The 13133-nt window shown below is 68.8% G+C and carries 12 protein-coding genes; 7 read left to right on the top strand and 5 right to left on the bottom strand.

The annotated features are described in order from the left end of the window. Nucleotides 1–4: 4 nt before the first annotated feature. Nucleotides 5–778 carry an MlaE family ABC transporter permease gene (locus tag G5C66_RS16345; RefSeq protein ID WP_008360228.1) on the bottom strand — a complete coding sequence of 258 codons (774 nt, stop codon included), beginning with the start codon at nucleotides 776–778 and terminating at the stop codon, nucleotides 5–7. 333 nt (nucleotides 779–1111) lie between these two features. On the opposite strand from G5C66_RS16345, the gene G5C66_RS16350 reads away from it, so the two are divergent. Continuing rightward, nucleotides 1112–2362 carry a phospholipase D-like domain-containing protein gene (locus tag G5C66_RS16350; protein WP_165112018.1) on the top strand — a complete coding sequence of 417 codons (1251 nt, stop codon included), beginning with the start codon at nucleotides 1112–1114 and terminating at the stop codon, nucleotides 2360–2362. A 93-nt stretch (nucleotides 2363–2455) separates the two neighbouring features. Here G5C66_RS16350 and G5C66_RS16355 read toward each other — a convergent pair whose 3' ends face one another. Genes G5C66_RS16355 through G5C66_RS16365 form a run of 3 tightly spaced genes read right to left on the bottom strand, consistent with a single transcriptional unit; the run spans nucleotide 2456 to nucleotide 5174 of the window. Continuing rightward, nucleotides 2456–3361 (bottom strand): DNA-3-methyladenine glycosylase family protein, encoded by a 906-nt coding sequence (locus G5C66_RS16355; protein WP_165112019.1) that lies wholly within the window; start codon nucleotides 3359–3361, stop codon nucleotides 2456–2458. Next, nucleotides 3358–4761 carry a serine hydrolase domain-containing protein gene (locus tag G5C66_RS16360; protein WP_241248584.1) on the bottom strand — a complete coding sequence of 468 codons (1404 nt, stop codon included), beginning with the start codon at nucleotides 4759–4761 and terminating at the stop codon, nucleotides 3358–3360. Before G5C66_RS16360 ends, G5C66_RS16355 begins: the two co-directional genes overlap by 4 nt. After that, nucleotides 4758–5174 carry a MarR family transcriptional regulator gene (locus tag G5C66_RS16365; protein WP_165112020.1) on the bottom strand — a complete coding sequence of 139 codons (417 nt, stop codon included), beginning with the start codon at nucleotides 5172–5174 and terminating at the stop codon, nucleotides 4758–4760. Before G5C66_RS16365 ends, G5C66_RS16360 begins: the two co-directional genes overlap by 4 nt. Before the next feature lie 52 nt (nucleotides 5175–5226). On the opposite strand from G5C66_RS16365, the gene G5C66_RS16370 reads away from it, so the two are divergent. The 6 genes from G5C66_RS16370 (at nucleotide 5227) to G5C66_RS16395 (ending at nucleotide 11684) form a co-directional block, all read left to right on the top strand. After that, nucleotides 5227–5811, top strand: coding sequence for a TIGR03086 family metal-binding protein (locus G5C66_RS16370; protein WP_165112021.1), 585 nt, complete (start codon nucleotides 5227–5229; stop codon nucleotides 5809–5811). Nucleotides 5812–5851: 40 nt separating this feature from the next. Further along, nucleotides 5852–7357 (top strand): ATP-dependent DNA ligase, encoded by a 1506-nt coding sequence (locus G5C66_RS16375; protein ID WP_165112022.1) that lies wholly within the window; start codon nucleotides 5852–5854, stop codon nucleotides 7355–7357. A 131-nt stretch (nucleotides 7358–7488) separates the two neighbouring features. Beyond that, nucleotides 7489–9048, top strand: a complete 1560-nt coding sequence (locus G5C66_RS16380) for an ATP-dependent nuclease (RefSeq protein WP_165112023.1) — start codon at nucleotides 7489–7491, stop codon at nucleotides 9046–9048. A 52-nt stretch (nucleotides 9049–9100) separates the two neighbouring features. Further along, the gene (locus G5C66_RS16385; protein WP_241248585.1) at nucleotides 9101–9409 is read left to right on the top strand and encodes an ATP dependent DNA ligase; all 309 of its coding nucleotides are present in this window, start codon (nucleotides 9101–9103) and stop codon (nucleotides 9407–9409) included. A 56-nt stretch (nucleotides 9410–9465) separates the two neighbouring features. Beyond that, on the top strand, nucleotides 9466–10929 hold the full coding sequence (locus tag G5C66_RS26885) for a glycerophosphodiester phosphodiesterase family protein (RefSeq protein WP_165112024.1): 1464 nt from the start codon (nucleotides 9466–9468) through the stop codon (nucleotides 10927–10929). 59 nt (nucleotides 10930–10988) lie between these two features. Continuing rightward, nucleotides 10989–11684 carry a TetR family transcriptional regulator gene (locus G5C66_RS16395; RefSeq protein ID WP_165112025.1) on the top strand — a complete coding sequence of 232 codons (696 nt, stop codon included), beginning with the start codon at nucleotides 10989–10991 and terminating at the stop codon, nucleotides 11682–11684. 151 nt (nucleotides 11685–11835) lie between these two features. Here G5C66_RS16395 and G5C66_RS16400 read toward each other — a convergent pair whose 3' ends face one another. Then, a complete protein-coding gene (locus G5C66_RS16400; RefSeq protein ID WP_165112026.1) occupies nucleotides 11836–13125 on the bottom strand; it encodes an acetyl-CoA C-acetyltransferase in 1290 nt (429 codons plus the stop codon). Between the last annotated feature and the right edge of the window lie 8 nt (nucleotides 13126–13133).

A 13133-nucleotide genomic window follows, 5' to 3' on the forward strand; every position in this document is an offset into this window, starting at 1 on the left:
GGGATCACAACCCGTCCTGAGGAACGATCTGGAAGTAGACCGCGGTCATGATGGAGTTGAGGACGAACAGCATCATGAAGGCGATGATCACGGCCTCGTTGACCGCTCGGCCGACACCGCTGGGACCACCCTGGGCGTTGAGGCCGTTGTAGGCGCCGATGATCGCGGCCAGGAACCCGAACAGGGCCGACTTCACCATCGAGATGTAGAGGTCGGGCAGGCTGGCCAGCGCGGTGAAGCTCGACAGGAACGCACCGGCCGAGCCGCCCTGGACGATCACCGTGAAGAAGTAGCCGCCGCCGATCCCGGTCGCGATGACGATCCCGTTGATCATCACGCTCACGAACAGGCAGGCGAGGACCCGTGGGATCACCAGCCGGACGACCGGGTCGATGCCCAGCACCTCCATCGCGTCGATCTCCTCACGGATCTTGCGTGAGCCCATGTCGGAGCAGATCGCCGACCCGGCGGCGCCGGCGATGATCAGCGCGGCCGCCATCGGCGCCGCCTCCCGGACCACCGCGAGCACCGCCGTCGCCCCCGCGAACGACTGCGCCCCGAGCTGGCCGGCGAGATTGCCGACCTGGAGGGAGATGACGGCTCCGAACGGGATCGAGACCAGCACTGCGGGCATCATCGTGACGCTGGTGATGAACCACGCCTGCTCGAGGAACTCGCGGAGCTGGAACTTGGTCGTGAACGTCCCCTTGACGACCTCTCCGGTCATCAAGCCCATCCCGCCCACGCCTCGGACCAGCGAGGCGAACTGCACTGCCATCCTTCACCTTCCGCGAGGTCTTGTGACTGGGCTCACGTTTCAAGCCTGTAGTAGAACACGTTTCAGTTCTGAGGGCAACGACCCGGCTCCGACATGTCGCGGAACGGGGTGGGAGGTATTTCGGTCCAACGACTTACCCGCCAGTAGGTGACGGGGATCACAGGATCCTCCACCCCGGCGTACCGATCAGTGAAGGCGGTTCTCGCATGCTGGTCCCGGGCCGGGCAGGCGCATCGGAGCCGTCCCCGCGTCGCAGATGTGCGCACCGGTGTGTCTCGGCGCGATCGGCCGGTTAGATTGGGGACTGTGATGAGACTGTCGCCGGGGGGCGTCATGAGGTTCCTACGCCGCCTGCTCCTCGTCGTCTTCGGCGTCCCGGTGGCGCTTGCCGTCGCGATGAGCCTCGTCGACGCCTACCGTAGCCGCAGGAAAGGCGGCCGGCGGGCCAAGCCGTTCCCGGTCACACCGCCGCGGACCAACAACGTCGGCGACGGCACGGTGACCACCTACACCTTCGGCAACGACCTCTACGACGACATGATCGCCGCCATCGACGGCGCGAAGAAGCAGATCTTCCTGGAGACCTACATCTGGAAGGGCGACGAGGTCGGTCAGCGGTTCAAGCAGGCGCTCGCCGCGGCGACCGAGCGGGGCGTCGAGGTCTACTGCATCTTCGACGAGCTCGCCAACCTCGTGGTGCCGTCCCGTTTCAAGCGGTTCCCCGAGGGTATGCACGTGCTGCGCTATCCCACCTACGCGGCCGGCTGGCGCTTCTTCGACCTCTCCCGCTACGGCCGCGACCACCGCAAGATCCTGGTCGTCGACGACACCGTCGGGTTCGTCGGCGGCTACAACATCGGCACCGCGTACGCCACCGAGTGGCGCGACACGCACGTGCGGATCACCGGGCCCGGCGTGTGGGACCTCCGCCGCGCGTTCGCGGACTTCTGGAACCTCAACCGCCGGCGGCCGCACCCGCTCACCCACCGGACCGGCGCCGAGGGTCCGCTGCTCATCGAGACCGCGCCCTCCTGGGACCCCGACCTGCGGTTCCACCGCAACGTACCCCGGTTGTGGATGTTCCCGATCCGCTCGATGTACCTCGAGGCCATCAACCGGGCCTCCCGCAACATCTACCTGACCACCGCCTACTTCGTCCCCGACGAGGACTTCGTGAACGCGCTCAAGGCCGCCGCGCAGCGCGGGGTCGACGTACGCATCCTGCTGCCGTTGAAGTCCAACCACGTCGTCGTCGACTGGATCTCGCGCGGTTACTTCTCCCAGCTGCTCGACGCGGGGGTGCGGATCCTGCGGTTCAAGGATGCGATGATCCACGCCAAGACGGCCACCGTCGACGGCTTCTGGTCCACCGTCGGCACCGCCAACATCGACCGGCTCTCGCTCACCGGCAACTACGAGATCAACCTGGAGATCTTCGACCGCGACGTCGCCAAGCAGATGGAGGAGATCTTCTCCCGCGACGAGTCCAACGCGCTCGAGCTGACCGCCGCCGAGTGGGCCGCCCGCGACATCCACCGCAAGTTCACCGAGCTCGTCCTCACTCCGCTGCGACCGCTGCTCTGAGGGCCTTCCGAGTCGGCGGATCTGCCCCCGTGCCTGGCGAGCGAAGCGAGCCAGAGGGGGCTGATGCGCCGACTCGGCAGTAAAACCAGAAGCTCAAGAAGGCAAATGCGTGCGAGGCGACATCTTCGGCCCCCGCCGAGGCCGCTTCCCAGCCCCCCGATAGATGAGCGCGACGACGCGGCCGCGATGCGGCCGGAAGGACTCCAGATAGTCGCGAAGCCGATCGTCGTCCCACGGCTTGTTGGTCAACGCCCACCCGACGTCCTTGGCCAGGTGGTAGTCGCCGAAGCTGACCGCGTCCGGATCGCCGAGGGCCCGCTGGCGCACCTCGGCGACGGTCCACTCGCCGATGCCCGGGATGGTGGTGAGCCGTCGCTCGACCTCCTCGCCGGGAAGCCCGGCGGTGCGCTCGACTGCGCTCGCGACCCGGGCGGCCTGCAGCACCGCCTTCGAGCGGGCCGGGTCGACCGGCATCCGCAGCCAGTCCCAGCTCGGGATGGTGCGCAGGGTCTCCGGAGTCGGCTGCAGGCGCAGCCCGTGGTCGGCGCCGGGGCCAGGAGCGACCTCGCCGAAACGCCGGACCAGGTTGCCGAACCCTCGGAACGCCTCGTTGTTGGTGACCTTCTGCTCGATGATCGAGGGCACCAGCGCCTCCATCACCAGCCCGGTGCGTCCGAAGCGGGGCACCTCGAAGCGCTCGAGCAGCGTCGCGACCAGCGGGTCGTCGGTGTGGAACTCCTCGGGCCGGTCATCGGCGCCGAGCAGGGCCGGCACCTGTTCCAGCGCCCACTCGGCCCCTTCGCCCCACGCCTCGGACTCGACCTCGGCGTCGCGCTGCCGCAGCCTGAGCGTGGCGGGTCCGTGTGGCGTACGGACGGCTCGCCAGTGGTCCTCGCCGATGATCTTGTACGTCGGGTCTCCGAGCCCGCGCCGAAGCGGCCGCAGCATCGAGGCGAGGCCCACCGCATAGCCCGGACGGACCGTCCGCTGCGCACTCATGCCTCGAGGTTAACCCGCGGGAAGACCCGGCTCGTGGTCAGATGCGTCGCCCGGCCACCCGGGTCGCTGCCGGTGAACCCGAAGACATGGTGCGCGCCGTGCAGCGCGTCGGCGGTGACGACCTGGTCGGCGGCGTACGGGAGGACCTCGTAGCTCTGCGGCTGGTCGCCGACGGCGGCTGCCTCGGGTCCCGGGATCTCCTCGACCCACAGCCGCCCGTCGGGGTTCCGGCGCAGCGTCCAGTCGACGATCCGGGCGCGGTAGGTGCCGAGCAGCCGGTCGGCGTCAAAGTCCGCCGGGGGCTGCTCGGGTGGCACCGGGTCGGGGGCGATGCGTACGCCGGCGAGGTCGTGGAGAAGGTGACCGACCACGTCGTGGTAGAGGCCGCAGGTGTCGCCGCCGTTGGTGAGGAGCGCGACCGCCAGACCGTGCTCTGGCACCATCCGGAAGAACGCCGACTGCCCGATCGTCTGGCCGTCGTGGCCGACGATCCCCTGTCTGGTGTCGTCGAGGGACCACCCCAGGCCGCGCGCCTCGGAGCGCATGGACGCGGGGTGGTCGACCTGACTGGTGAGCACGTCGGCGCAGGAGGCGGCCGAGAGGACGCGGGTGCCGTCGCGGGCGGTCCCGCCGGCCAGATGCATGGCGGCGAAGCCGAGCAGGTCGCGTACGCGCATCGAGAGCATCGCGCCGACGGGACCGCTGGCGCGGGCCATCCCCCAGGACGGGCCGGGACGGAGGACGTGGTCCGGCGCGGGATCGATGTGGCCCATCGCGGCGCGGAACCGGATCGCGTCGTAGGGCGTCGTGGCGAGGTGGGTGAGGCCCATCGGCGCGGCGAGATGCTCGTGGAGCGCCCGGTCCCAGGTGGTGCCGCGCAGCACCTCGACCAGACGTCCGAGCACCGCAAATCCTGCGTTGGAGTAGGAGAACCGCTCCCCTGGCCCGAAGATCTGCGGCAGGTCGCCCATCGAGTCGACGAACCGCTCGACCGCGTCGTCGCCGGGTCCGTGGTCGGTGAAGATGTCGCCCTCGAAGCCGGCCGTGTGCGAGAGCAGGTGGCGGACGGTGATCGTCCGGGTCGCCTCCTCGTCGGCGACCCGGAAGCCCGGCAGATGACGGACCACCTCGTCGTCGAGGGCGATCGTGCCCTCGTCGACGAGCTGCATCACCAGGTCGGTGGTCCACAGCTTGGTGATCGAGCCGATCTGGAACAGCGAGTCGGTGGTCGCCTCGACCCCGGTGTCGAGGTTGAGGATTCCGCACGCATGGTCGACCACCTCGCCGTCGAGGAGAACGCCGACGGCAGCGGCCGGCGCCCGGCGTCGCTCCATGAGGGCGGGCAGCTCGTCGCGGAGCCAGGCGTAGGTGGTCGAGAGGGGCATCGGGTCGCTGCTCATCGGTCGTTCTCGACCAGAGCCGTCAGTGCCCGCTGGAACGCCGCCCGGTCGGCCGGGTCGAGATCGGCCAGCAGCTCGGCCTCCATCGCCTCGATGGCCTCCCGGCATCGGCGGAGGACCCGCGAGCCGGCAGGGGTCAGGGAGACGATCCGGTTGCGGCGGTCGGCCGGGTCGGGCTGGCGCACGACCATGCCCTCGGCCTCGAGGCGGTCGAGGTTGCCGATCAGCCGGGTCTTGTCACGTCCCGTGGCCGCGGCGAGCTGCGCCTGCGTGGGCGCGTCCGAGTCGGCCAGCGCGGTCAGTACCGCGTAGTCCCACATCTCCAGTCCCGCGGCGTCGAGGATCGGCTTCTCGCGAGCCATCACCTCGCGCATCAGACGGGACAGCAGGAAGCCGAGCTCGGGTCGATCCACCGCAGAATGTTAACCGGTCGACATATCGTCTACGCCTGCTTACGATCTACATATGCTTACTTTTACGGAGATGCTCGCGGAGTATGACCGCGCCCTCGACGACGCCACCGCCCTCGCTGCTGAGGCGAGCGACCTGACCGTTCCCACCCCGTGCGCCGAGTGGGACCTGGCCGCCCTGTTCGGCCACATGGTCGGGCAGAACCTCGGCTTCGCCGCGGCGGTCACCGACGGAGACGCACCGGTCGCTGCGTACGCATCGGTGCCCGTGAATGCCCACGACGTCGCCCGCCGCTGGGAGGACTCCGCGGCCCGGGCGCGGGAGGCGTTCGGCGCCGCCGACCCGGAGGCGACCATCCACCTCGCCGAGTTCGGCTTCCGACCGACCGTCGCGGTCGCGCTGAGCATGCAGCTGCTCGACGCCGCCGTCCACGCCTGGGACGTCGCGACGGCTCTCCGGCGCAACTATCAGCCGTCGGAGGCCACGGTGAGCCTCGTGCTCGGCCTGGCCCGGCAGATCGCCGGTACGCCGGGCGGGACGCCGGTGTTCGGCGCGCCGCTCGAGGAGCGCGGCGACGACCCGTGGGGTGACGCGCTGCGTCTGCTCGGGCGCGACCCGGAGCGGCAGGTGGCGGTGTAGCGCAAGGGTGGTCTCGACGCCGTGAGGTTCACTAGGAGACATGCTGCTCGCCGACATCGTCTCCACCTCGAACGCCGTCGCCGCCACCCGGTCGCGGAAGGCGAAGGTCGCCGCGCTGGCGGAGTGTCTGTCCGCCGCTGCGCGCAACGAGCTCCCGGTCGTCACGGCCTACCTCTCCGGCACGCTGCTGCAGCGGCGTACGGGGCTGGGCTGGCGCTCGCTCAGTGCGCTCCCCTCCCCTGCCGCCGAGCCGTCGCTGACGGTCGGCGACGTCCACGAGGCGTTCGAGCGGATGTCCCGCGTCGCGGGAGCGGGCTCGCACGTCGAGCGGGCCCGGGAGGCCGACGCGTTGTTCGGCGCGGCGACGGAGGCCGAGCAGGCCTGGCTGCGGGGCGTCGTGACCGGAGAGGTGCGCCAGGGCGCCCTCGACTCGCTCGTCCAGGAGGCGCTCGCGGCCGCCGCCGAGGTGCCGCTGCCGGCCGTACGCCGCGCCGCCATGCTCGCCGGGTCGACCGTGGTGGTCGCCGGGCTCGCCTTCGACGGCGAGGAGGCGCTCGCCGACGTCGGCCTGGTCGTCGGGCGGCCGGTGCTGCCGATGCTCGCCTCGTCCGCGGGTTCGGTCGAGGAGGCGATGGCCAAGCTCGGCGAGCCGGTCCTGGTCGACACCAAGCTCGACGGCATCCGGATCCAGGCCCACAAGTCCGGCTCGGAGGTACGCATCGCGACCCGCACCCTCGAGGACATCACCGCGCGGCTCCCCGAGGTCGCGGAGATCGTCGCCTCCCTCCCGGCCGAGACGCTGGTGCTCGACGGCGAGGCCATGACCCTCGGCCCCGACGGGCGGCCGCGGCCGTTCCAGGAGACCGCCTCGCGCACCGCGACCCGGTCGGCACCCGGGTCGGTCGTGGTGCCGTACTTCTTCGACATCCTCCACGTCGACGGCCGTGACCTCATCGACCTCGCGCTCGACCAGCGCCTCGCCGAGCTCGACCGGGTCGTCCCCGAGCAGCACCGGCCGCCGCACCTGGTCACCGTCGACACCGAGGAGGCGGAGCGGTTCGCCACGGATGTGCTCGCCGCCGGGCACGAGGGTGTCGTCGTCAAGGGGGTCGGCCTGCCGTGGGAGGCGGGGCGGCGCGGCGCGGGCTGGATCAAGGTCAAGCCCGTCCACACCCTCGATCTGGTCGTCATCGGCATCGAATGGGGCTCGGGGCGCCGCAAGGGCTGGCTCTCCAACATCCACCTCGGCGCCCGAGGCGCCGGCGGAGAGTTCGTGATGATCGGCAAGACGTTCAAGGGCATGACCGACCAGATGCTGGCCTGGCAGACCGAGCGCTTCACCGAGCTCGCCATCGGCGGCACCGACGGCTGGCAGGTGACAGTGCGCCCGGAGCAGGTGGTCGAGATCGCCTTCGACGGCGTGCAGCGCTCGACCCGCTACCCGGGCGGGGTCGCGCTGCGGTTCGCTCGGGTGGTGCGCTACCGCGACGACAAACGCCCGGAAGAAGCCGACACCATTGAAGCCGTGAGATCACACCTCCCGTAGGGCGCGGGCAAAACATCCTTCGTTGACACCCATCAATGGCGAACCCCCTGCGAACGAACCACAGGCATGGCATTCTTGCCCCAGCAAGCGACGGTAAAGGCAAGGACACTGAAGGAGAAACCGGATAGTCGATGAACGCCATCAGCCCGAGTGAGATCAACGATCTGCTCAACCGAGTTCGCAGACGCAGCTACCGCAACTACCTGCTGTCGATGGATCTCAAGAAAATTCGGGGGTTTAGGGACGCACACGTTCGCTTCGATTTTCCTGTGACAGCCCTCGTTGGCCCCAACGGCGCGGGAAAGACGACCGTTCTTGGTGCCGCCGGATTGATCTACGCCGACGTCCAGCCCCGTCGCTTTTTCGCCCGAGGTGGCACCTACGACTCCTCTATGAGCGGCTGGAAGGTCGAGTACGAGGTGTACTCCGGCGGCACGTCTGTTCCGCGTACGGCGTCCTACACCGACGCAACGGCCGACGTGACAAGAAGTAAATGGAACCGAAAGGGTGTGGCTCGGCCCGTGAAGGTAATCGGTGTCAACCGCACATTGCCGCTCACTGAGAGAAACGACGTTCAGCGGTTCGCCAAGGGAGACTTCATTGGAGTGACCGAGGAGTCGTTTACTCAGGAAGTCGTCTCCGCCGTCGAGCGCATCCTCGGGAAGAAGGCTGCTGACTATCTACAGGTGCATGCAGACGAGAACGGAAAATACTCAATCCTCGCACTCAAGCCGTCTAGTGCCGACACTCCCGGATACTCAGAGTTTCATTTTGGTGCGGGAGAGGCCAGCATCATCCGCATCGTGAGCGAGATCGAGTCGGTCGAGGACCAAGCACTAATCCTAATCGAAGAGGTCGAGAATGGGCTTCATCCCATCGCCACTCGTCGCCTTGTTGAATACCTGATCGCTGTCTGCAGACGGAAGGGTTGTCAGGTCATCTTCACGACCCACAGCAACGCTGCGCTCAGTCCCTTGCCGGGAGAGGCGGTTTGGTCGTCCTACGGAGGCAAGCTCACGCAGGGCAAGTTGGACGTGGAATCTCTTCGCGCACTGACGGGGGAGATCGACGCACGCCTAGCTGTTTTTGCGGAGGACAACTTCGGAAGTCTGGTGGCGGAGGTCACTCTTCGCCGCTTCGGTGACCTAACCGACAGACGGATCGACATCAAGGGTGTTGAGATCCACGCCTTGGGCGGGGCAGCACAAGCTCGCGACCAAGCCCGACACAACAACAGGAGTCCGGCGCGCCGCTTCAAAGCTCTTTCTTTTCTCGATGGCGACAAGCGGGCGCAACTCGACTACAACCCTCGGTCTCGTGACGATCTAAACGTCGACGGTTCACCATTCGTCACATTCTTCACAGGCACCTCCGACCCTGAGGCCGTAATCGTGGAGCAGCTCGCGGAACTGATCGAAACCAACGGCAGGGTCCTCCCCCGCCTGACCCTCGCCCTGCAGATGGACACCCGGCACGAGAACGAGGTCGGCGAAGTTCTCAAGACGAGACTCCTCACGAACACCGACCGTCACGAGATCTTCAAGGAAATCGGTGAAGACCTCGACTTCCTCGGCCAAGAGGTTACGGCCCGAGCCTTCGTTTCAACGTGGGCGAACTTCAACGACGACGCCGTGAAGAGCATTTGGGAGCCTGTTGTTGATCATCTGCCTCTTTTGTCTGACCCCACGTAGGGCGTGGTTCTTGTGAGCAAGGGCCCGATATTCGTGCCTCGCGAGCAAGGGAATGCTCGACATCATTCGAAGTGCGCAATTGGTCAAGGGGGTGATCGGCAAGACGTTCATGGGCATGACCGACCAGATGCTGGCCTGGCAGACCGAGCGCTTCACCGAGCTCGCCATCGGCGGCACCGACGGCTGGCAGGTGAAGGTGCGCCCGGAGCAGGTGGTCGAGATCGCCTTCGACGGCGTGCAGCGCTCGACCCGCTACCCGGGCGGGGTCGCGCTGCGGTTCGCTCGGGTGGTGCGCTACCGCGACGACAAGCTTCCTGAAGAAGCCGACACGATCGAAACGGTCAGGGGGTATCTACAGTGACCTGATCTGGATACCGGGTGTAGGTGGCTCCGACCGAACCCCTAACCTCACTCGGCGTGCCCCCACACGCCCGCTTCGTCGCGCTGCTCGCGACGCTGACGTTGATCCTCTGGCCGGCCGCCGTCCACCCCGCGCCGGCCTCCGCCCGGATCGCCTCCGCCGACGACACGGTCGCCGCACCGACCCCCGGCGTCGCCCGACCGATCCTGGGTGAGTCGTTCACGCTGTCCGGGTCGATCGGCTCGGGGGTCAGCCGGGAGGTGCGGCTGCAGCGCTACCACGACGGCGCCTGGCGACCGGTGCAGCGCCAGACCGTCGCGGAGTCGGGCCGCTACTCCTTCGCCGTCACCCAGTCGTCCTGGAGGATGCGCTGGCGGGTCCTCGCGCCGGGCGTCGAGCGCGACGGGCAGAGCTATCCCGAGCGCGTCACGGCGCCGCGTACGCTCTTCGGGCAGCCGCAGGCCGTCACCACCAGCATGCCGAGGTCGGTGCGCGCCGGCGACGCTGTGCGGGTCACGCTCTTCGCCGCTCCGGCGCGCCCTGGACGGGTGCTCACCCTCCAACGCGACAGCGGTGACGGCTGGCGGACGGTCGCCGACCTCCGCGCCGGCGCCACCGGCCATGCCACGTACGTCTTCAGGACCCGGGACGTGGCGAAGACCCGGTTCCGCACGATCGCCCGGGAGCACCGGGGCGCGCCGGAGTTCACGGGACCTGCCGCGGCGGTCTATGCACTCGGGGGCAGGCCGGTGGGCGTGATGGCGTGGCGTGGCGACTCGCGCAACCACCCGGAGAACACCCTCGACGCGTTCCGCAGCGCGGTGCGGCAGCGGGCCGACTTCATCGAGATGGACTTCCAGCCGACCTCCGACGGCGAGTGGGTGCTGCTGCACGACGGCGACTTCCGGCGTACGACCGACGTCGAGACCCGCTTCCCCGAGCGCCGGAGCGCGAGCCCCCGCGAGTTCACCCTCGCCGAGGTGCAGTCGCTCGACGCGGGCTCGTGGATGGGACCGCGGTTCCGCGGCGTCCGGGTGCCGACCATCGAGGAGACCTTCGACGCCATCGACGCCGCCGAACGGCTCTACGGACACCGGGTACGGCTCGTGGTGGAACTCAAGAGCGAGAGCGCCGACGAGATGCGCGCGCTCTACCGCAAGGTCGTCTCGCTCCGCCCGACCTGGGTCTCCCGGAAGGGACACGGCGACAAGGCGATCTTCATGAGCTTCGAGGCGAGCCACTTCGACTTCCCCGGCGCCGAACGCACGGGCATGGAGACGGTCGCGGTCAAGGACGAGCCGGACCCGGCCGACCTCCACGACGGGGCCTTCACGCAGGTGCACCTCCACACCCGGCTGCTCGACGCCGCCCTCGTGAACCGCTACCGCAGCCAGGGTGCCGAGGTCGGCACCTGGCCCGCGGTCGGTACGGCGTCCGTGCTGCGTGCGGCGGTCGCCGGCGTCGACTACGTCACCACCGACGATGTCGCGGGCGCCCGTCGGGCACTGCTGAAGGAGTGAGGTGTGAGGCCGCGCACTCGCAGTGCAACTCCGAGTTGCACACCGCGTACAGTGTGCGTGTGAGCACCCGACCAACCACCTCCGGATCCGAGCCGGACGGCCGCCGCTCCGCCGCCGCGGCCCGGCGCCGAGCCCGCGAGGCAGACATCGTCGCGGCCACCCGCAAGCTCTTCGACGAGCGCGGCGTGAGCGACGCCCAGATCGAGGACATCGCCAAGGCGGTCGGCATCAACCGGGCGATCGTCTACCGCCACTTCACCGGCAAGGACGAGATCTTCGCGCTGACCCTGGTCGGCTACCTCGACGAGCTCCGCGAGCGGATGCTGATCGCCACCGAGGGCGACAGCTCGCCCACCGACGTGGTCCGCGACGTCGTCGGCACCTTCGTCGACTACGGCATCGAGCACCCTGCCTTCGTCGACTGCGCCCAGACGCTGATGCGCCGCAGCGGCTCCGACCTGCTCGACGAGCTCTCCGAGAGCGCCCTGTTCCGCCTCGGCCGAGCGATGAACGGCTGCCTCACCATCCTCACCACCGTCTTCGAGGACGGTGCCGCCTCCGGCGAGCTCCACGTCAAGGACGCCAACCTCCTGGCCAACACCCTCTACGCCTCCGGCCTCGGCGCCCTCCAGCTCGCCCGCGTCGGCATCCTGGTCTCCGAGTCCGCCCCCGGCGTACCCACCGTCGGCTCCGTCTCCCCCGACCAGGTCCGCGACTTCCTGGTCACCTCGGCCCTGGCTCTCACCGCCAAGTAGCGCCCCGCCGAGACCTCGGTTCTGGGCACCGACTCGGCGGTCAGCAACGGTCGAGGCGTCACGTACGTCGGCCGAGCTGGCACCTGACTGCCAGCTCGGCCGACGGGAGCGACGCCTCGGCCGACGCGGGTGACGCCTCGGCGCGCGGGTTCTACTTCTCCAGGATCGCTACGACGCCCTGGCCGCCGGCGGCGCAGATGGAGATCAGGCCGCGGCCCGAGCCCTTCTCGTCGAGCATCTTGGCGAGGTTGTTGATGATCCGGCCGCCGGTGGCGGCGAAGGGGTGACCGGCCGCCAGGCTGGAGCCCTTGACGTTGAGCTTCTCGCGCGGGACGGTGCCGAGCGGGGCGTCGAGGCCGAGCTTGTCCTTGCAGAAGTCCGGGGACTCCCAGGCGGCGAGGGTGGAGAGCACCTGGGACGCGAAGGCCTCGTGGATCTCGAAGAAGTCGAAGTCGTCGAAGGTGAGGCCGTTGCGGGCGAGGAGGCGCGGGACGGCGTAGGCGGGGGCCATCAGCAGGCCCTCGCCACCGGCGACGTAGTCGACGGCGGCGACCTCGGAGTCGACGAAGTAGGCCAGGACCGGCAGGTTCTTGGCGGCGGCCCACTCCTCGCTCGCGAAGAGCACGGCCGAGGCGCCGTCGGTCAGCGGGGTCGAGTTGCCGGCGGTCATGGTCGGGTTCTCACCCTTGACACCGAAGACCGGCTTGAGGGTCGCGAGCTTCTCGACGGTCGAGCCCGGGCGGAGGTTGTTGTCCTTCTCCAGCCCGCGGAACGGGGTGATCTGGTCCTCGAACCAGCCGGCGTCGTACGCAGCGGCCAGGTTCTGGTGCGATCGAGCAGCAAGCTCGTCCTGGGCCTCACGCGTGATGCCCCATTCCTGCGCGGTGAGCGCGGCGTGCTCACCCATGGAGAGCTTGGTGCGCGGCTCCACGTTGGCCGGTATGTTGGGGATGATGTCGGCCGGACGGAGCTTGGCGAACGCCTTGACGCGGTCGACGTTGGTCTTGGCACGGTTGGCCTCGAGCAGGACCTTGCGGAGCTTCTCGCCCAGCGCGATCGGCGCGTCGGAGGTGGTGTCGGTGCCGCCGGCGATGCCGGAGTCGATCTGGCCGAGCGCGATCTTGTTGGCGATGTAGGTCGCGGCCTGGAGACCTGTGCCGCAGGCCTGCTGCAGGTCGACGGCGGCCGTCTCGGGAGCGAGCTTCGACCCGAGCACCGACTCGCGGGTCAGGTTGAAGTCGCGCGAGTGCTTGAGCACCGCGCCGGAGGCGACCTCACCGATGCGCTCGCCCTCGAGGCCGAAGCGAGCGGCGAGGCCGTCGAGGACGGCGGTGAACATCTCCTGGTTCGACGCGGTCGCATACGCGCCGTTGGAACGGGCGAAAGGAATGCGGTTGCCGCCCACGATGGCGACACGGCGCTTTGCCTGAGCAGTGGTCATAGGGTTCA

It is taken from the genome of Nocardioides turkmenicus, assembly GCF_011045035.1.
GTDB lineage: Bacteria > Actinomycetota > Actinomycetes > Propionibacteriales > Nocardioidaceae > Nocardioides > Nocardioides turkmenicus.